The organism is Chimaeribacter sp. YP20170169 (genome assembly GCF_056739715.1).
In genome coordinates, this window is record NZ_CP176826.1 from 143,450 (window position 1) to 163,128 (window position 19,679).

Consider the following 19,679-nt stretch of genomic DNA (forward strand, 5'->3'; position numbering starts at 1 on the left):
AAATCTATCGGAATAATTGGAAATTTTATCGTTGTTTTTAAAAATTTACCGGCGCTTCGGCGGTTTAATAAACGATGGTACGAATAAGCGCCATTAGGGGGGCACACTGCGTTTTAGGATTAATGCCAGAGAGGTGATGGCAATAAAAAAGCCGATAACCCAAGGGTTATCGGCTTTTATCTGCCAGTGACCGGAGATTACGCCAGTTGTGCGGCGGTCTTCTCAACCAGTGCCAGCAGCACTTTGATGTCTTCCAGCGTCACGACCGGGTTCAGCAACGTCATTTTCAGGCAGGTAACGCCATCAAATTCTGTCACGCCGACGTTGGCGCGGCCGGAGTCCAGCAGCGCGTCACCGATCTTCTGGTTGAACAGCGCCACGGCAGCATCGCCCTGCGCTGCCAGGTGCTCTGGACGGAAGCGGAACAGCACGCTCGCCAGTTGCGGCTCCATCACCAACTCGAGAGCCGGCTGCTCAGCCACATACTGCGCCACTTGCTGTGCCAGGGTGACACCGTGGTCGATGATCTCGGCATACTGCGTCTTGCCCAGCGCTTCCAGACCCATCCACAGTTTCAACGCATCGAAACGGCGGGTGGTTTGCAGCGATTTAGAGACCAGATTCGGTACGCCCTGTGCCTCATCGAACTCAGAGTTCAGGTAAGCCGCCTGATAGCGCATCAGCTCGTAGTGGCGTGCCTCTTTCAGCAGGAACGCGCCACAGCTGATGGTCTGGAAGAACTGCTTGTGGAAGTCCAGGGTAATGGAGTCCGCCAGCTCAAGGCCGTCCAGATAGTCACGGTACTTCTCGGACATCAGTAGCGCGCCGCCCCAGGCCGCATCCACGTGCATCCAGATCTGGTGCTCAGCCGCCAGCGCCGCAATGGCACGCAGCGGGTCAATGGCACCGGCGTCGGTGGTGCCGGCAGTGGCAACAATTGCCAGCACCTGCTCACCGTTGGCCTTGGCCTGCGCCAGTTTCTCCGCCAGATCGGTCACGTCCATGCGGGCGAAGCGATCGGTTTTCACCAGCGTGACGGACTGGTAGCCCAGACCCAGCAGCGCCATGTTCTTCTGCACGGAGAAGTGGGCGTTCTCAGAGCAGAACACTTTGATCTTGCGCAGGTTGCCGATCAGACCATCCTGCTGGATGGAGTGACCCTGACGTGCGAAGAAGGCGTCACGCGCCAGCATCAGGCCCATCAGGTTGCTCTGGGTGCCGCCGCTGGTGAACACGCCCGCATCGCCAGCCTGATAGCCAACCTGGCCGCGCAGCCACTCAATCAGCTTCATCTCAATGATGGTCGCGGAGGGGCTTTGGTCCCAGGAGTCCATGCTCTGGTTGGTGGCGTTGATCATCACCTCTGCCGCCTGGCTGATCACCAGACTCGGGCAGTGGAGGTGCGCCACGCACTGCGGGTGGTGTACCGACAGGCTGTCTTTCAGGAAGAACTCAATCGCGCGCTCAATGGCGGCCTGGTTGCCCAGGCCCTCCGCATTGAAGTCCAGCGCGATGCGCTCGCGCAGTTCCGCGACGCTTTTCCCTTGATACATTTCTGGCTGTTTCAGCCACTGCACCACCGCCTCGCTGCTCTGGGCGATGGCCTGCTGGTATGCCTCAGTGCTTTGCGCGGAGGCCGCCAGAATCGGGTTTGACTTGGACATTAACTCTTTTCGCTCTTATCAGACCGGCTTGATGCCGGCAGCCACCAGGGCGTTTTCAAATTTATCCAGGAAGATCCCCAGCTCTTCATTGCTGATCAGCAGGGACGGCAGCAGGCGCAGCACGCTACCGTGACGGCCGCCGCGCTCCAGAATCAGGCCATTCTCGAAGCATTTCTTCTGCAGAAGTGCCGAAAGCTCGCCATCCGCCGGGTAGCAACCCATGTGGTCTTTCTCTTCGTGCGGCTTGACGATTTCGATGCCGATCATCAGGCCCAGACCACGTACGTGGCCCAGCACCGGATAGCGCTTCTGCATCTCGGCCAGTTGGCCCTTCAGCCACTCGCCCTGCGCAGCCACTTTGTCAGCCACATTGTTGTCTTTCAGGAATTTCAGCGTGGTCAGGCCGGTCGCCATCGCCAGCTGGTTACCACGGAAAGTACCGGTATGGTGGCCCGGTGCCCATGCATCGAACTCTTTCTTAATGCCCAGTACGGCCAGTGGCAGGCCACCGCCGACGGCTTTGGACATCACGATGATGTCCGGCTCAATGCCCGCGTGTTCGAAGGCGAAGAACTTACCGGTACGCGCGAAGCCAGCCTGTACTTCGTCCAGGATCAGCAGGATGCCGTGCTCTTGGGTCACTTTGCGGATGCGTTGCAGCCACTCAACCGGGGCCGGGTTCACGCCGCCTTCACCCTGAACGGCTTCCAGGATAACCGCAGCCGGTTTGCGCACGCCGCTCTCAACGTCGTTGATCAGGTTTTCGAAGTAGTAGGTCAGAGCCTTCACGCCAGCTTCGCCACCGAGGCCCAGCGGGCAGCGGTAGAGGTGCGGGTAAGGCATGAACTGCACTTCCGGCATCATGCCGTTGACCGCTTCTTTCGGCGACAGGTTGCCGGTCACGGACAGCGCGCCGTGGGTCATACCGTGGTAGCCGCCGGAGAAGCTGATCACGCCAGAACGGCCGGTGTGCTTTTTCGCCAGCTTCAGCGCTGCTTCCACCGCGTCCGCACCGGACGGGCCGCAGAACTGCAGGCAATACTCTTTGCCTTCGCCCGGCAGCAGGGAGAGCAGGTACTCAGAGAACCCATCCTTCAGCGGCGTGGTCAGATCGAGGGTATGTAACGGCAAGCCGCTGGTAATGACATTTTGGATGCTCTGCAATACGTCAGGGTGGTTGTGGCCCAAAGCCAGCGTGCCCGCCCCTGCCAGGCAGTCAAGGTATTGTTTATTCTCGACATCCGTGATCCAGACGCCCTGCGCCTTGGCGATCGCCAGTGGCAGCTTACGCGGATAACTCCTGACATTTGATTCAAATTCGGCTTGGCGCGCCAAATAAGTTTCATTGTTATTGTCTGATGAATTCGCACCTAAAGTATCAATACGGACTTTATCCGTCATCATATCTCTCCTACAACCAGGGTTATTGGCAACGCCTGATTGGATAATTGAATTAAAAGTAATCACTGGTTTTTAAAGCGCGGCTAATATATGGCTTTTTAGCCCTCACCTCAATGATTAATTTTGTGTAGATTTGTATATGCATTTATCTATAGAGATCAATGCCTTGTTTGTTTATTAACCGCCCCGGTTTAGCAGCGGGCGTGACAGTGTCACCCCACAGGGCGCAAAACCGGGTTACTGCCGCTCTTTTCAAGGCATTTCGGTGGGTCGGCAAGGGGGAAAAATGGCGCTGGAGGCACTCCATGGTCAGGGGGGGATCGGCAAGTTTTGGTAAAAAACTGGATGCCCTTAGCCATAATTCCCAGGCGCGTCTTATTCTCAGTAAGAAATAATGCCGCTGTCTGTGATTCGTTCGGTTACGTTTATTGTTGGGAAGTCCCTGATGGGCGTCTGGATATTTGGTGTTACACCGCGGCGTAATAACCTCAGTGGCGCTTAGCGGTAATCTGTTAATAAGCGCCCACGCGTCGGTATCGCTTTGCGAGAAGCAAAAGAAGGCTCAAGGGAAAAGCAGCGAAATCAAGGGATAAGGCGGGGATGGGCATTGATTCTGGGGCAGCCGTGGCCGCCCCAGAGAGGCATTAGAAACGCACGGAGGCGCCGACGTACGGGCCGTCCACCAGCACGTTGTCTTTGCGGCCGCCCTTGTTGTCCAGTTCGATGTACTGGTAACCCACGCGCACGTTCAGCAGGGAGATCGGCGTGAAGCTCAGGCCGCCCGCCGCTTCCTGGTAGCTGTCCAGGTGATCGGAGAAGGCTTCTGGCGCGTAGTAGTACTCGCCATACAGACCCCACATGTCGTTAAAGGTGTACTGTGCGCCCGCGCCCACTGCCACGGCGAAGCCATCCTTGCCATCTTCTGGGTGAGTGAACAGCGCTTTCGCCGTCGGTGCCACGCGCAGCGGGCCAGCATCGATGTTGTAGCCCAGACCCAGACCATAGGTGCTGCCGTCATGATCGCTACGCAGCCAGTTGCCCTTCAGGAACAGCCCTGATGTATTGGTGCCGAGGCCCACGTTCAGGTTGGTGTTGTGCTCGCCCACATCCACGCTGCCTTCGATTGCCTGTGCCGCGCCGCTCATCAGCACCAGCCCCATTACGCTTCCAGTCAAAAGTTGCTTAAACATCATCCAGCTCCATATAAAGCAATAAATACATTGGGCAAAAAGGGTAAACAGCCACGCCCCAGCAAACAACTAAATTCAACAACCTTTACGTAATGATATGTTTCCCTAAGGAATTCGTGCTCAGGATGCGTACTTTTTCGCCCCTGCGACGCAGACTACTGCCGCCAGTGTTACCACGAGCATCGCCCCGCTGATGCGCTCATGCAGCAGCAGCGCCGCCAGCGCCAGCCCGAAAAAGGGTTGTAACAGCTGCAACTGGCCGACGGCGGCGATCCCGCCTTGCGCCAGCCCGTGATACCAGAAAATAAAGCCAATCAACATGCTGAACAGCGACACATACAGGAAGCCCAGCCAGGCCGCTGTAGGCACAAGGGTGAAGGTAGCTGGCTGGGTCAGCAGCGCGGCTGGCAGCATAATGGGCAAGGCGGCCAGCAGCGCCCAGCTGATCACCTGCCAGCCGCCCAGCCTCCGCGATAACCGTGCGCCCTCGGCATAACCCAGCCCGCACACCACCACGGCCGCCGTCATCAATAGGGTGTCTTGCAGGCTGCCCCCGTGGCTGGTGCTTAGGGCATAACCGGCGACACAGCCGCCCCCGGCCAGCGAGAAGAGCCAGAAGGCCGCGCGTGGGCGCTCGCCGCCGCGTAGCACCGCAAACAGTGCCGTGCAGAGCGGCAGCAGCCCGACGAACACCATTGCATGGGCGGAGGTCAAGTGCTGCAACGCCAGCGCCGTCAGCAATGGGAAGCCCACCACCACGCCCAGCGCGGTCAGCGCCAGTGGCAGCACATCCTGCCGGTTGGGCAGGGGCTGGCGTCGTCCGGCCAGCAACAGTGCCCCCAGCAGGGCCGCCAGCGTGGCGCGGGCGCAGGTCAAAAACAGTGGGTCAAAGCCAGCCACCGCCACCCGGGTGGCGGGCAGTGAACCGGCAAAAATCATCACACCCACCATGCCGCTCATCCAGCCACGGGTCTTTCTCTCCATCTCATGCTCTCCTGAAGGGTTGGCTCCCAGTAAAGCACTGGCAACTTGCCGCCAGCCAGATACAATCCAGTACACTCTGCCAGAACTGTACTGCCCTCAGTTCCCCTACAGTAAGGATCTTTCATGTCGCGCCCCCAGACCCGTATCGCGTTGCTGATGGAGCACATTCGCGCCCAAATCGCTGCCCGTATCCTATTGCCGGGTGCGCGCCTGCCCTCAGTGCGCCAGCAGGCCGGGCTGGCCGGGGTCTCGGTATCAACGGTGGTGGAGGCCTATGAGCGGCTGGCGGCGGAGAACCTGATCGTCTCCCGGCCGGGCGCGGGCTTTTTCGTCAGTGGGCCGGTTGCGCCGCTGGATTTGACGCGCATGTCAGCGGGAGTTGACCGGGCGATCGATCCCCTCTGGATCTCGCGCCAGTCGCTGGACGCGGATGACCAGGTGCTGAAGCCGGGCTGCGGCTGGTTACCGGAGTCATGGATGTATGAGGAGGGAATGCGGCGCGCCTTGCGTCGGGCAGCGCGGGCCAGCACCCCGCTGCTCACTGATTACGGCACGCCAGCGGGCCACCCCGGCCTGCGCCACTTCCTGTTGCGCCGGATGGCGCTGGCGGGCATCCATGCCACGCCAGCGCAGATCATGCTGACGGAGTCCGGCACGCAGGCGATTGACCTGATCTGCCGCTTCCTTCTCCAGCCGGGGGAGTGCGTATTGGTGGACGATCCCTGCTATTTCAATTTCCATGCCCTGCTGCGGGCGCACCGCGTCAAAGTGATTGGCGTGCCCTATACGGCGACCGGCCCCGATCTGGCGGCCTTTGAAGAGGCTCTGCACCTGCACACGCCGCGCCTTTACATCACCAATGCCGGTATCCAGAACCCGACCGGGGCGACGCTCTCGCCCGCCACCGCCCATCGGTTGCTCAAGATGGCGGAGGCCTCAGATCTGGTCATCGTTGAGGATGACATTTTTGCGGATTTTGAGCAGCAGCCCGCGCCGCGGCTGGCGGCCTTCGACGGGCTGTCACGGGTCATCCAGATCGGCAGCTTCTCCAAGAGCATCTCGGCATCCGTGCGGTGTGGGTACATCGCCGCGCGACCCGACTGGATCGACAGCCTGATTGACCTCAAGATCGCCACCAGCTTTGGTGGCGGCGGACTGGCCGCCGAAATTGTGTTGGCGACGCTGACCGACAGCGGCTACCGGCGGCATATGGAGTCGGTACGCGGGCGGCTGGCGGTGGCGATGCAGGCCACGCTGGGGCTGTTGGCACAGGTGGGCATTACCCCCTGGCACACGCCGCAAGCGGGCATGTTTCTCTGGTGCCGCCTGCCTGCTGGTGCCGAAGCCACGGTAGTCTCCCGCGCCTGCCTTGAGCAGGGGATTATTCTCGCGCCAGGCAACGCCTTTAGCCAATCCGGCACCGCCAGTGACTTCCTGCGCTTCAATGTCTCACGTTCCACCGATCCGAAACTTATCACGGTGCTGAAAGGGGTACTGGCGGCAGTGTGAACGTCCGGCTTTAGCTGAATCGTTTTTACATTTTTGGCGCGATAGGTGAGTTTACTCCTGAAAAATCGTGCAAATTAACGCAAATTTTCATCAATCTGTGACCAATTCCACGAATACACCGACCAATAGGCACGAATCTTTCAGCGGTGATAAGCATCACGTTTTCATTTGTTAGCAATTTGTAAGCTACCTGCCACTTAAGCTAAATCAATTCAGCAACAGGAAGGGAACAGATGAAAAAGGCTTTTCTGGCAGGGATGGTAGCGGCATTGGTCAGCGGGCAGGCGGCGGCGCAGAGCTGGGTGCTGACGGATGCTGAACAGGGCGTGGAGCAGGGCAACTGGCAGGTAAGCAGCGAACAGCTGAAGCTGTCAGGCGCGCGCTTCAGCCTGGAACAGAAAGTGCTGCATGGCGGTAAGCAGGAGGGCAGCAAGGTATTGACCCTGACCAGCCCGGATGGCCTGACCATTGCCCTTAGCCCCTCGCGCGGCATGGATCTGTTGCAGGTTAACGGCCACGGCGTGCGCCTCGGCTGGGACTCCCCGGTCAATGAGGTGGTCAACCCGGCCTATATCAACCTGGAGAGCCGCAACGGCCTTGGCTGGCTGGAGGGGTTCAACGAGATGATGGTGCGCTGCGGCTTTGAGTGGACCGGCCACCCGGTGACCAAGGATGGCATGATCTACACACTGCACGGCAAGGCGGGCAACACCCCGGCCTCAAAAGTTGAGGTGGTGGTGGACGATCAGGCACCCCATGAGATCCGCATCCGTGGCTTGCTGAAAGAGAACACCTTCAAAAAGGCCAATCTGGAGACCTGGACGGAGCTGCGCTATGTGCCGGGCAGTGACAGCTTCACGGTGCATGACGTGCTGACCAACCATGCGGACTACCCGCACGACTACCAGATCATCTACCACAGCAACTTTGGCACGCCGATTCTGGAGAAGGACGCGCGCTTTATCGCCCCGCTGAAATCCGTCTCGCCGTTCAATGACTATGCGAAAAAGGGGCTGGAGGGCTGGAATACCTACGGCGCGCCAACCAAGGACTTTGACGAGATGGTGTTCAATCTGGTGCCCAAGGCAGACAGCAACGGCAAGACGGTGGCCGCCGTGATCAACAGCAAGGGTGACAAAGGGGCGGCGATTGAGTTTGATACGCGCCAACTGCCGCTGCTGACGCTGTGGAAAAACACCGATACCCTGAAACAGGGCTACGTCACGGGCATTGAGCCGGGCACCAACTACGCCTACCCGGTGACCATTGAGAAGGAGCAGGGGCGCGTGAAGCAGTTGCAGCCGGGGCAGAGCACCGAATTTGTGCTGACCTACTCGCTGCTGAAAGATGCGGACGCGGTGCAGAAGGTAGAGGCGCGCGTGAAACAGATCCAGGGCGACGAGCGCGTGGCCGTGGATGAAAAACCGATCGCGGTCGAATAATTTCTGCAGCGCCGCCAAAACCGGGCAGCTCGCCGCGCCCGGTTTTTTTGCCCGTTTGTTAAGCAGTGGGCCAGTTCTTGTTAATGAATACCAAGCTATACAAAAAGGCGCGAGATTTTTTGTTGTGCGTAATCCGGTAGATAGCGACATCAGCCCGACGATAGGCGCGCTCTTTGTTAAAGAGGCGTTTATTTATTGCGCCTAAAAGCGCATGCTGGGTCTCCATCCCCGGTAACCCGGCGGCCATTTCTTCTCCCCAGGTTTTCCGTTATGACACTTTATTCGACCGACACTGTATGCAGTGTTACGGGCGTTTTGCCCACGACACTACGATGCTGGCGCCGCGCCGGCCTGATAGCCGCCCCTGCCAGCAAGCGCGGCTACACCGGCAGCCAGCTGACCCGTATCCTGACCGTGCAGATCCTGACCCACGCTGGCGACACCCTGCAAGAGGTGCACACCCTGCTGACACAGCCCGATGCCTACCGTCACAGTGGTTGGGCCTGCCGGGAAGAGGAGCTGCTCACGCTTCTAAATCAGGATGATACCCAATTTGATGACCGGCTATGGCAGATGGGCCTGGAGTACAGCAGTGATGCGTTCGTCCACCACTGCCTGCGGCCACTCAATCTCTGGCTGCGTAGCGACTTCCATGTTGGCGCAACCTGCCTGCTGACACGCTTCCATGCCGCCATGGTTGACCACGCGGGCCGCATGATGAACAGCGCCTACCACCGGAAAACCGTGCCGCTGTTTCTGGAGGCGGTGAGCGTCACGGATGCGACCGAGATCTGGCTGGAAGCGATTCGGCTGACCGGGCAGGGGTTCCGCGTGGAGCTGTCGCCAGACGTTTCCGCCTTACCCGCGACGGCGCTCAAAGAGTATGAGCACCATGTGATGTGGTGTGGCGCAGGCATCAGCCACACGAAACACGCCCATTTCCAGCAGCGGCTGGAGGCGGGTGATATGGTGATGCTCTCCGGCCCGGACACCCGCCTGGTCTCCTGACTGCCGCGCGATTAGCGCGGCATCTTGTACAAAGTGCGTTCATTGCACAAATATTGAACCCTCCCTTCCTTTTTCATTGCCCTTCGGCCACAAGCCGCCTAGGGTGAATGGGCATGGATGACCAAACCCTAAAAGAGCATTCCTGTGGAATTGCCGCCTGGCCCCTCAAGTGGCTTTTTTAATTTGGCCCTCAGCGTTTGCCAAACAGGGCATAGGCATAGAGACGGTCACGGGCAAGGTTCTTCATCTTCACTTCGCACATGATGTCAAACTGCTCAAAGGAGAGCGCCCAGTCATTGAGCGCCTTGTTGAAGTAGTAGTCAGAGTGGGCGCGCAGTTTGGTTTTCGGCACGCCGAGGCTGGCCTGATCGGGCAAGCCCTGCTCCGGGATGATCCCCTCCTGGGAGATGGAGTAGTGCAGCACCGGCCGCACGCCGCGCCAGGAGGCGATGACCCGCTCAATGCGCGGATCGTCAGGCGTGATGAACTCCGCCTCTTTCACCCAGTGGTGGTGGATGTCGAGCACAATCGGGCAGAGCGCCTCCGCCTGCAAGACGTCGTCCAGCGAGCAGGAGATCTCATCGTTCTCCACGGTCAGCATCCGCTGCGCCTCCGGCGAGAGCCGGGCAAACGCCTCCTTGAACCCCTCAAACCCCTTTTTGCCATTCATATGGATGTTGATTTTGAAATCTTGGAAGGTCTGGCCGTAGCCCATCAGCACCGCGCACAGCGCGTGGTACTCAATGTCTTCCAGTGCCCGATCCACCACCTGCGGGTTATCCGAAGCCATCACCGAGTACTGGCCGGGGTGGAAAGAGAGCCGGATGCCCTTCTCCCGCGCAAACTCCCCGCAGCGGGTGAACAGCGGGTGCAGATCCGGCAAGAAGGTCTGATAGAGCTGTGTCGCCTCCGGCACGGTGTAGAGCGGCAGCAGGTCACTGCCAATACGCATCATCCGCATCGCCTCTGGTAGCGAGGCGAGCTGCTCAAAGATCAGGTAGAGGTTGGTGAGGTTGGTCTTGGCAAGCCCATAGATCAGCGCCGTGCGCTGTTCGTCGTCCAGGCTAAGGAAGCGGGTTCGGGTGGTGGCTTTAAACGGATAAAGCTGCTTGAGTTCTGAGTTAAGGTATTTACACGCAAAGCCTAATTTCATGGTGACTCCTGTTGTTCCGCGTTGTTTAAGCTTAGCAACGAATGGCGAAACCCGCGGCGCAGGGCGGCCGGGCCTGCCTTTTGAAGGCGGTGCATGTCGTTGAAACTAACAAAAATCTGCGTGACTCCACGGCGCTTTGCTGAATACTGGCATGACCGCTTCTCTCACAAAGGTCAACACACTCCGTCATGGAATCCTGGAAGGTCAACCTTATCTCCATCTGGCTCGGCTGCTTTTTTACCGGGCTGGCCATCAGCCAAATCCTGCCGTTCCTGCCACTCTATATTGAGCAACTGGGCGTGCACTCGCCGGACGCGCTGCCGGTCTGGTCAGGGCTGACGTTTAGCGTCACCTTTTTGGTTTCGGCGCTGGTGGCGCCGCTGTGGGGCAGTCTGGCCGACCGCAAGGGGCGCAAGCTGATGCTGCTGCGCGCGGCGCTGGGCATGAGCGTGGTGATCTTCCTTCAGGCATTCGTCACCCAGCCGTGGCAACTGCTGCTGTTGCGCGGCCTGATGGGGCTGACCTCCGGCTACATCCCCAATGCGATGGCGCTGGTGGCAACCCAGTCGCCGAAGGATCGCAGCGGCTGGGCGCTGAGTACGGTGGCGACCGGCCAGATCAGCGGCGTGATTGCCGGGCCACTGCTGGGCGGGATGTTGGCGGATTGGATTGGCCTGCGCGCGGTGTTCCTGTTCACCTCCGGCCTGCTGTTGGTCTGCTTCTTTATTACGCTGTTCCTGATCAAGGAGAGCGGGCACCGCATCGTCAGCAAGCAGGAGCGGCTGAGCGGCAAGGCGATCTTCCGCACGCTGAAAAATCCGGCGCTGGTGGTTTGCCTGTTCTTTACTACGCTGACCATCCAGCTCTCCAACGGCTCCATCAGCCCGATTCTGACGCTGTTCGTGCGGCACCTGGCGCCGGATATCCAGAACATCGCCTTTATCAGCGGCTTTATCGCCGCGGTGCCAGGGGTTTCCGCGCTCTTCTCCGCGCCGGTGCTGGGCAAGCTTGGCGACCGCATCGGCACCGGGCGGATCCTGGTGGCGACGCTCTCGGTCTCAATCCTGCTGTTTATCGGCATGTCCTTTGTCACCAGCCCGACCCAATTGGCGGTGCTGCGCTTCCTGCTCGGTTTCGCCGATGGCGCGATGATGCCAGCGGTGCAGACGCTGCTGCTGCGCCAGAGCAGTGACCAGACCACTGGGCGGATCTTTGGCTACAACCAATCCTTTATGTATCTGGGGAACGTGGCGGGGCCGCTGCTCGGCTCAATGATCTCGGCAATGGCAGGCTATCGCTGGGTATTTGCCTGCACGGCGCTGGTGGTGCTGGTCAACACGCTGGTATTTGTCAGCATCAGCCGACGGCGGGAACGGCACGCGGAATGATGTTTTTGATGGATGCGGCCCCTGATGGGGCCGCAGTGGTTTCTGGGCTACGCCTGACTGCCGCTGAGCGCTGGCAGGGCGTGGCGGCGGACGCAGAGCGGGTAGGCGATGGCGGTCACCACCAGACTGATTACCCAGGAGATGTCCGCGCCGGGGATCAGCTTCGCGTAGGGGCCGGTGAAGAAGGCGTTCTCCACGAAGGGGATCTGCACCACGATGCCGCCGAAGTAGACCAGCAGCGCCCGCCCGTTCAGCCGCCCATAGCGGCCGCCGTCGGCGCTGAAGATGGCGTTGATGTCATAACGCTGCTTGTTGATCAGGTAGAAGTCGAGCAGGTTAATCACGCTCCACGGGATCAGCACCGCAATCAGCGCCAGAATCAGGTTGAGGAAGAAGGCGACGAAATTCTCCGAGGCGGCCAGCGCCACCAGCACCGAGGCAACCAGCACCAGCGTTGAGAACAGGATGCGCACCCGCGCGCCCGGCGTCCAGCTTGGACGGAAGGTCTGCACGGCGGTGATCAGGGAGAGCACCGCGCCATACAGGTTCATTGAGTTGTGGCAGATGATGTTGATCAGGAACAGCACCATCAACACCGGCCCCAGCCAGCCGGTGGCCTGTCGCACCGCCGCCATCGCGTCACTGCCATCCGGCACCATGTTGACCGCCACCATGCCGAACACAAAGGCCAGAATGGTGCCGCAACAGGCCCCAAGATAGGTGCAGAGGAAGGGGCGGGCGATGCCGACGCTGGCTGGCAGGTAGCGCGAGTAGTCGGAGGTGTAGGGCGAGAAGCTGATCTGCCACACCGCGCCGATGCAGAAGGTGGCGAACCAACCGGCCAGTGAGAAGCTGCCGCGCTGCCAGAAATCCGCTGGGAAGGGCTGGCCGAGCATCAGCGCCAGCCCGAGCAGCAGCGCCGCGCCCATCACCCAGGCCCCCACCTTGTTGATGCGGTGGATAAAGTGGTAGCCCACCACGCCAATCAGGGTGGCGGTGATCGCGCCGACCAGCGTGGCGCTTGGCAGCGGCAGTGCCGGGATGACGTTATTGATCACCTTGCCGGAGAGCGAGATGTTGGAGATAAAGAAGCCGAGGTAGATGACGGTGGTGAAGGCGATCACCAGCAGCGAGCCGTAGCGGCCAAACTGCGCGCGGCTCTGCACCATCTGCGGGATGCCAACCTGCGGCCCCTGTGCGGAGGTGAGCGCCAGAAACAGCCCGCCAAACAGATGGCCAGCGACGATTGCCGTCAGGGCGGAGAGAATGTTCAGGTGGAACGTCTGGGTAGAGATGGCACCGGTCACCACCGCCAGCGGCGCGATGTTGGTGCAGAACCACAGGGTGAACAGGCTGCGCGCCTGCCCGTGGCGCTCATCGGGCGGCACATAATCCACGGACTTGTTCTCAATCAAAGGGTTCTGCTCTGGCTGACTCTTCATTGTATCCTCCGGCATGACATCAAAAGGGGTCGCGTTGGGGTCGTGTTCCTGAAAAAAGCGCATGGCCATCCGGACAACATCACGGGTGTTGTCTTGGATACGATCTGGCGTGGTGGTTCCCGGAACCGGCAGGACAGCCCTGCCGGTGGGTGGCTTACCGCATTACAAAGGGATCATCGATCGGCTCGTCACTGGTGCGCAGCCACACGGTCTTGGTGGTGGTGTACTCCAGCGCGGCATCGATGCCACCCTCGCGGCCAAAGCCCGATTTGCCGTAGCCGCCGAATGGCGCCAGCGGCGAGACGGCACGGTAGGTGTTGAGCCACACCACGCCACAGCGCAGGCGGCGCGTCACCCGGTGGGCGCGCGTCAAGTTCTGGGTGAAGACACCGGCGGCCAGCCCATACTCGGTAACGTTCGCCAGCGCGATGGCCTCCGCCTCATCGCGGAAGGTCAGCACCGACAGCACCGGGCCAAACAGCTCCTGCACCACGCTCTCCGCCTGCGGCACGGCGGCGCAATCGAGAATGGTCGGCGGGTAGTAGAAACCGGGGCGATCGAGGGCGTAGTGGCCGGTCACCAGCCGCGCGCCCTGCTCCAGTGAGCGGTTGACCACCTGCTCAATCAGGTTTTTCTGCCGCTCGGTGCAAAGTGGGCCAAACTGGGTCTCCGGCTGCTGCGGGCAGCCAATCACAATGCCGCTCACCTTCTGGGTCAGCTTCTCAATAAACGCCTCTTTGATGCCCTCGGCCACCAGCAGCCGCGAGCCAGCCACGCAGCTCTGCCCGGAGGCGGAGAAGATGGCGGCGACCTGTGCGTTGGCCGCGCTCTCCAGATCGGCATCCTCAAAGACGATAAACGGCGACTTGCCACCCAGCTCCAGCGAAGTGCGCGCCAGGTTCTCCGCGCTGTTGCGGATGATGTGGCGGGCGGTCTCCGCCCCGCCGGTGAAGGCGATGTGGTCAACGTCGGGGTGGGTGGTCAGCACGCTGCCGCACTCATCGGCGAAACCGGTGATGATGTTGCACACCCCCGGCGGGAAGCCAGCCTCATCGATCAGGCGGGCGAAGGCCAGCAGCGGTGCGGGCGCGGCCTCCGAGGCCTTCACCACCACCGTGCAGCCGGCGGCGATGGCCGGGCCAATCTTGACCGCCGACAGGAACAGTTGGCTGTTCCACGGGATGATCGCCGCCACCACGCCGACCGGTTCGCGCTTGATCCAGGTCTCCATGTCCGGCTTGTCGATGCTCAGCGTCGTGCCATCCATCTTGTCGGCCAGCCCGGCGTAGAAGCGGTAGTACTCCGCCACATAGCCGACCTGCGCCCGCGTTTCACGGATGATCTTGCCGGTGTCCAGCGTCTCCAGCCGCGCCAAGTGGTCGGCGTGCTGCTCCACCAGATCGGCTAGCCGCCACAGCAGCCTGCCGCGCGCGCTGGCGCTCATGGCGCGCCAGGCGTCCGAGTGGAAAGCCCGGCTGGCGGCGGCCACTGCGCGGTTCACCTCGTCGGTGCGCGCCTCGGCCATCTCCGCCCACGGCTCGCCGGTGGCAGGGTTCAGTGAGGCGAAGCGGGCCGCGCCCTCATTAAAACGGCCATCAATATAGAGTGCGAACGATTCCATCTCTCCCCCTAGTCACGAAATTCAGGCATAACGTAGCGAATGAAGCGCTCCAGCGATGCCTTTTTCCGTGCAAAGGTCATGCCGCTGTCCAGCCACAGGGAAAACTCCCCATAACCCATCGCCTCATACTGTTTCAGCCGGGTGATCACCTCATTCGGCGTGCCGATTGCCAGGTTTTTGCGCATCATCTCCGGCGTGTAGTAACGGTTGGCGGCGATCTCCTCGTCGCTCAGGGGCGCGATCAGCCCTTGCTCCACCGGCCGCTCATTCTTAAACCATGCGCCGAAGTAGTTGTAGAAGCGGTTAAGCTCCTCTGCCGCCTGTTGCGCGTCGGCCTCATCTTCCGCCACGTAGCCGTGTTGGAGCAGCATGATCTTCAGCGGCTTCTCGGGCGCGAACTGCTGGCAGGCCGCCTTGAAGCACTCCACCAGCCGCACGATCTCCTCCTCGCCTTGGTGCAACGGCGTCACCTGCACGTTGCAGCCGTTCTTCACCGCAAACTCATGGCTGTTGGGGTCACGCGCCGCCACCCAGATGGGCGGGTGGGGCTGCTGTTTCGGCAGCGGGGCGGAGGTGGTGGAGGGGAATGACCAGTACTCGCCCTGATGGGCGTAGTCGCCCTCCCACAGTTTTTTCACCGCAGGCACCAGTTCGCGCATCCGCTGGCCAGCGTCCCAGGCGGTAAGGCCCGGCATCAGGCGCTCATACTCATAGGAGTACGCGCCGCGGGCGATGCCCAGCTCCAGCCGGCCGTTGGTTATCACGTCGGTCATCGCCGCCTCGCCCGCCAACCGGATGGGGTGGGTGAAGGGCGCGATGATGGTGCCGGTGCCAAGTCGCACATGCTGGGTGCGGTGGGCGATATCCACCAGATTGATCAGGGGGTTCGGGGCGATGGTGAAGTTCATGCCGTGGTGCTCGCCCGTCCAGATGGCGTGCATCCCGCCCCGATCGGCGATTTCACAGAGCTGCATCATCTCCTCATACAGCTGCTGTTGGGACTCCTCGGGCGAGGTTCTTTCCATATGGAGGAACAGGGACATTTTCATGCGGTTATCCTCGTAGGTTAGCTGGCGAACTGCCTGATTGAGCCGCTTTGCTCATCGCCGTAATAGATGCCGTAGTTGCCGACCGCGTGCTCGCGCACAAAGCGGTTGAGCAGGGATTTCAGCGCCGAGTCAGAGAGCGGCAGCGCGGCGGCGCGGCTCAGGTCAAACCACTCCCCGCCGCGTGGCGTCGGCAGCGGGTCGGCGGCCTCCGTCGGCATGGCGCACAGGAACACGATGTGCTGGCGGTTCTGCTGGCGGTCGTCATACACCGAGTAGACCACGCCGGGGCTGGCGCAGATGTCGAGATCGGCCAGCAGCGCCTTGAGCGTGTCACTGACGCTGTGCTGGCCGACGCGGCGTGACGGCAGCGCCGGGCCGCCGGTGGCCTGATCCACCATCACCGTGTGCCCCTGACACTCGATCAGGGCGCTCACCACCACCTCCGGGCCTGCCAACAGCGATTCGGCGCTGCGGGCCGGGGTGAAGTAGGCACCACGGTAGTAGCCCAGCCCGGCGGTGCCGCAGGAGTCAAACTGCTCCACGCGGCCAATCAAAATGGCGTGGTCGCCCGCATCCACCACTTGGTGCAGCGCACAGTCAAACCATGCCGAGCTATGGTCAATCAACGGTGCGCCAGAGAGCGCTGGCCGCCAGCCGATCAGCGAGAAGCGATCCTCAATCTTCTGCGCGAAGATATTGGAAGTCTCTTGCTGCTGCTCCGACAGGATGTTGATGGCGAAGTGCGAACAGCCGGTGAAGTTGCTGAAGTTGGCCGAGCGCTTGTCGATGCTCACCAGCAGCAGCGGCGGATCCAGCGACACCGAAGAGAAGGAGTTGGCGGTAAAGCCGATCGGCTGCCCCTGTGGGTCGCGGCTGGTGACCACTGTCACGCCGGTCATAAAGGCGCCGAAGGCGTCACGTAACTGTCTGCGTTTATCTGCGTCCATCTGCCACTCCTTCAGGTGTGGGGGATAAAGAGCGGGAACCCCCCGCCGGGCGGAGGAACATCAGCAGCTCCTCATTGACCCGCTCGGCATCGGTTAGGTTCACCATATGTTTCGCATTCTCGATAATCACGGCGCGCCCGTGCGGGGCGGCCTGCGCCATCTGCCGTGCCATCGCCGGGCTGGAGTTAGCATCGAACTCGCCGGTCATCACCAGCACCGGGCAGCGCATCGCCTGCCAGCGATCGGCATAGGTGCGGTCGCCGCCAGCAAAGGCGCGGTAGGCGCGGGCGTAGCCCTCTACATCCACCTGTTGCAGCCACTCGCCAACCTGTGCGCGCAGCGTCTGCTCCTCTGGCGTGTCGCTGAACCAGCGTTCCAGCGGTGAGTCGAGGCGGGCATGGCCGGTAGCCAGCTCCTGCGCCCGTTGCAGCACCGCCTCACGGGCGGCGTCATTGCGCTTGAACACGCCGCTGATCACCACTGCGTGGCTGACCAGCGCCGGATAGTCAATCGCCAGCCCGGCGGTGATCAGCGCACCCATCGAGTGACCCGCCACCGCAAAGCGCCCCTCCGGCCGCGTCGCCAGCAGGGCGGCCAGCCAGCGCACATAGTCGGGCAGGGTGGCGTCGTGCTGGAAACCCTCGCTCTGGCCGTGGCCCGGCATATCGACGGCAATCACCTTGAACGTGCGGCTCAGCCACTCAATCTGCGGATACCACGCGGCGGCATTCATGCCGACGCCGTGGATCAGCACCAGCGGCGGGCCATCACCGGCCTCCAGATAGCTGGCGCGCAGGTTGCACTCAGACAGCAGCAGGGTTTTTCGGATCATGGCCCAATTCCTTCAAATCCAGGTAACGGTTGCCGATGCGGTGGTGCGGACGGCCGCCCAGCGCCGCGCCGAGGGCAATCACAATCTCATCGTTGAACGGCGCGTCGTTAATGTTGAACTGGAGGGTCAGGTAGTGCTCGCGGCTGCCTTCGTCGTTCTTGCCCATCATCGGGATCAGGATCGGTGAGTTGGCCGGGCCACGGGTATTGTTGAAGGCGAGGTAACTTTTGCCCTGTACGGCGGAGCGGTAGTGGTTGCCGAAGTGTAGGGTATGGATCAGCGCCGAGGCGTGCTCCAGTTCACCATCCAGCCCGACCACCGCGCTCTTGCCAAACGCCTGCACCCGCTCGCCGGAGCCAGCCTCCTTGATGATTAGCCCGGTAAGCAGTTCGCCCAGCACCGGTGCCATCTCACGGATTTTCGGCGCGAGATCTTCCACGAAGCCCTCACCGGCCCACGGGTTCTTCACCACGGCGGCGGCAGCGATCATCACCAGAGGGGAGCCGGCGGCCTTGCCCCCGTCGCTGTAGATCGTCTCAGTGGAGACCACGGTTTTGCGGATAGCTGGATGCATGTCATCACCTCAATTAAGTAAATAAAATGTTAATGTGAAGTCTCAGGTCGGGATATAACATTGGGTCTCATGGTATGTCAAAATGTGGTATACCATCATACGGAATACTTATTGAGCAGCGTGCAAGGCGCGGTTGCTGACAAATAGATGACATTTTTCAAGCACTTTTATGACGCATGAAAGGGAAAGAAAACGCCCTGATGCCTCTGAGCCAACAAGGGCCGGGCAAAAGCCGGGCGAGGGAAGGGCAGTTATACAACTCACTGATAAGCCTGCTTTAAAAGCGGAACTTCTGGCAGCGGTCAGTAATTGGCAGCACCATTTTTGGCAATGTTACGAAATTGTGAGCCACCGCTGATTTAGCGAGGGCAGCCGATAGGGCAGGCGAGCCAGCCTTTGAAGGAGGCATTGGGTGACATTGCCTGACATCCGGCGGGGTGCTAATAGTACCCAAGGCAGGCGTTAACGACGCGTTTTTCACTCTGGCACAAGGATACCCATGGCCCAACACCACACACTTAAAATCGACAACACCCCCATTACCCTGCGTGAGCTGGCGCTGACCAAGGTGCGTCAGGCGATTATCTCCGGCTATTTTGGTGCCGGTGACCGGCTGGTGGAGCGCACCCTCAGTGAGGAGCTGGGCGTCAGCCGCAGCGTGGTCAGAGAGGTGATCCGCTATCTGGAGGCGGAGGGGCTGATTGAGAACGTGCCAAAAAAGGGGCCGATTGTCGCGGTGCTAACCTGGCAGGCCGCTGAGCAGATCTACAACATCCGCCAGTTGCTGGAGCAGGAGGCCGCACAGGATTGCGCCCGGCTGGCGACCGACGCCGACAAGCAGCGGCTGCACCGCAACCTGATGCAGATCGCCCAGGCCTCAAAAGAGCAGGATGACATCAAGCGGGTGGAGGCGTCGCAGGCTTTCTACGAGTCACTGTTTCTGGTGGCGAACCACACCATCGCCTGGGAGATTGTGCAGCGGCTCAACAGCCGCATCAGCCGCCTGCGAGCGCTGACGCTGAAATACCCCGACCGGCAGATCGCTGGCTTTGAGCGCATGTCACGGATCTATGACGCCATCGAGAAGAACGACCCGGCGCTGGCGCGGCAACGCGTCTCCGAGCACCTGACCGAGGCCGCCGCGCTGGCGCGCCACATCCTAACCCACGAGGAGTAAACCATGCCTGCCTATTGGATTGCCCATGTCACCGTCAAAGACCCGCAGCAGTACCAGCACTACATGGATCTCGCGCCCCACGCCTTCCGCCAGTACCACGCCCGTTTTCTGGCGCGCGGCGAGCAGGCCGAGACCCTGGAGGGCACTGCCTACACCAAGCATGTGGTCATCGAGTTTGCCGATTACCAAACCGCGCTGGCCTGCTACCACTCAGATGCCTACCAGCAAGCCAAGGCACAGCGCGCCAACGTGGCTGAAGCGATGATCACCATCGTGGATGGATTGCCAGGCTAATAGC

18 protein-coding genes are annotated in these 19,679 nt (G+C 60.9%); 7 read left to right on the plus strand and 11 right to left on the minus strand.

The features are described from left to right. Positions 1-197: 197 nt before the first annotated feature. The 4 genes from ACK3SD_RS20005 to ACK3SD_RS20020 form a co-directional block, all read right to left on the minus strand. Positions 198-1,664, minus strand: a complete 1,467-nt coding sequence (locus ACK3SD_RS20005; protein ID WP_481127859.1) for a pyridoxal phosphate-dependent decarboxylase family protein — start codon at positions 1,662-1,664, stop codon at positions 198-200. Between the two features lie 18 nt (positions 1,665-1,682). After that, positions 1,683-3,065 (minus strand): diaminobutyrate--2-oxoglutarate transaminase, encoded by a 1,383-nt coding sequence (locus tag ACK3SD_RS20010; RefSeq protein ID WP_137765334.1) that lies wholly within the window; start codon positions 3,063-3,065, stop codon positions 1,683-1,685. 644 nt (positions 3,066-3,709) lie between these two features. Then, positions 3,710-4,255, minus strand: coding sequence for a YfaZ family outer membrane protein (locus ACK3SD_RS20015; RefSeq protein ID WP_137765223.1), 546 nt, complete (start codon positions 4,253-4,255; stop codon positions 3,710-3,712). Positions 4,256-4,375: 120 nt separating this feature from the next. Continuing rightward, entirely contained in the window at positions 4,376-5,239 is an 864-nt protein-coding gene (locus ACK3SD_RS20020) for a DMT family transporter (protein WP_481127860.1), read from the minus strand. A 123-nt stretch (positions 5,240-5,362) separates the two neighbouring features. Between ACK3SD_RS20020 and ACK3SD_RS20025 the strand changes: the two genes are divergently transcribed. The 4 genes from ACK3SD_RS20025 (at position 5,363) to ACK3SD_RS20040 (ending at position 9,198) form a co-directional block, all read left to right on the plus strand. Continuing rightward, positions 5,363-6,748, plus strand: coding sequence for an aminotransferase-like domain-containing protein (locus ACK3SD_RS20025; protein WP_481127861.1), 1,386 nt, complete (start codon positions 5,363-5,365; stop codon positions 6,746-6,748). A gap of 233 nt (positions 6,749-6,981) precedes the next feature. Continuing rightward, complete coding sequence (locus tag ACK3SD_RS20030; protein WP_481127862.1) at positions 6,982-8,190, plus strand: aldose 1-epimerase family protein; 1,209 nt, start codon at positions 6,982-6,984, stop codon at positions 8,188-8,190. Then, positions 8,165-8,395 carry a hypothetical protein gene (locus ACK3SD_RS20035; protein WP_481127863.1) on the plus strand — a complete coding sequence of 77 codons (231 nt, stop codon included), beginning with the start codon at positions 8,165-8,167 and terminating at the stop codon, positions 8,393-8,395. Before ACK3SD_RS20030 ends, ACK3SD_RS20035 begins: the two co-directional genes overlap by 26 nt. A 110-nt stretch (positions 8,396-8,505) precedes the next feature. Next, positions 8,506-9,198: a MerR family transcriptional regulator gene (locus tag ACK3SD_RS20040; protein WP_481127864.1), complete on the plus strand. Its 693-nt coding sequence runs from the start codon at positions 8,506-8,508 to the stop codon at positions 9,196-9,198. A 190-nt stretch (positions 9,199-9,388) separates the two neighbouring features. Here ACK3SD_RS20040 and ACK3SD_RS20045 read toward each other — a convergent pair whose 3' ends face one another. Beyond that, on the minus strand, positions 9,389-10,351 hold the full coding sequence (locus tag ACK3SD_RS20045) for an apurinic/apyrimidinic endonuclease family protein (protein ID WP_137765228.1): 963 nt from the start codon (positions 10,349-10,351) through the stop codon (positions 9,389-9,391). A 188-nt stretch (positions 10,352-10,539) separates the two neighbouring features. On the opposite strand from ACK3SD_RS20045, the gene ACK3SD_RS20050 reads away from it, so the two are divergent. Then, positions 10,540-11,739, plus strand: a complete 1,200-nt coding sequence (locus tag ACK3SD_RS20050) for a multidrug efflux MFS transporter (protein ID WP_481127865.1) — start codon at positions 10,540-10,542, stop codon at positions 11,737-11,739. A 47-nt stretch (positions 11,740-11,786) separates the two neighbouring features. Here the strand turns inward: ACK3SD_RS20050 and ACK3SD_RS20055 are convergent, their stop codons facing one another. From ACK3SD_RS20055 to ACK3SD_RS20080, 6 genes are all read right to left on the minus strand, one after another. Then, entirely contained in the window at positions 11,787-13,181 is a 1,395-nt protein-coding gene (locus ACK3SD_RS20055) for a purine-cytosine permease family protein (RefSeq protein ID WP_481127866.1), read from the minus strand. Between the two features lie 154 nt (positions 13,182-13,335). Continuing rightward, positions 13,336-14,802 (minus strand): aldehyde dehydrogenase, encoded by a 1,467-nt coding sequence (locus ACK3SD_RS20060; RefSeq protein WP_481127867.1) that lies wholly within the window; start codon positions 14,800-14,802, stop codon positions 13,336-13,338. An 8-nt stretch (positions 14,803-14,810) separates the two neighbouring features. After that, positions 14,811-15,851 (minus strand): LLM class flavin-dependent oxidoreductase, encoded by a 1,041-nt coding sequence (locus tag ACK3SD_RS20065; RefSeq protein WP_481127868.1) that lies wholly within the window; start codon positions 15,849-15,851, stop codon positions 14,811-14,813. A 17-nt stretch (positions 15,852-15,868) separates the two neighbouring features. After that, positions 15,869-16,798 carry a flavin reductase family protein gene (locus ACK3SD_RS20070; RefSeq protein ID WP_481127869.1) on the minus strand — a complete coding sequence of 310 codons (930 nt, stop codon included), beginning with the start codon at positions 16,796-16,798 and terminating at the stop codon, positions 15,869-15,871. Further along, positions 16,785-17,630, minus strand: coding sequence for an alpha/beta fold hydrolase (locus tag ACK3SD_RS20075; protein ID WP_481127870.1), 846 nt, complete (start codon positions 17,628-17,630; stop codon positions 16,785-16,787). The genes ACK3SD_RS20070 and ACK3SD_RS20075 overlap by 14 nt, the downstream gene beginning before the upstream one ends. Then, complete coding sequence (locus ACK3SD_RS20080) at positions 17,602-18,204, minus strand: amino acid synthesis family protein (protein ID WP_481127871.1); 603 nt, start codon at positions 18,202-18,204, stop codon at positions 17,602-17,604. Before ACK3SD_RS20080 ends, ACK3SD_RS20075 begins: the two co-directional genes overlap by 29 nt. Before the next feature lie 499 nt (positions 18,205-18,703). Here ACK3SD_RS20080 and ACK3SD_RS20085 point away from each other — a divergent pair, with 499 nt between their 5' ends. Both ACK3SD_RS20085 and ACK3SD_RS20090 read left to right on the plus strand, forming a co-directional pair. Then, positions 18,704-19,381 (plus strand): GntR family transcriptional regulator, encoded by a 678-nt coding sequence (locus tag ACK3SD_RS20085; protein ID WP_137765236.1) that lies wholly within the window; start codon positions 18,704-18,706, stop codon positions 19,379-19,381. A 3-nt stretch (positions 19,382-19,384) separates the two neighbouring features. After that, positions 19,385-19,675, plus strand: coding sequence for a DUF1330 domain-containing protein (locus ACK3SD_RS20090; RefSeq protein ID WP_481127872.1), 291 nt, complete (start codon positions 19,385-19,387; stop codon positions 19,673-19,675). Positions 19,676-19,679: the final 4 nt, after the last annotated feature.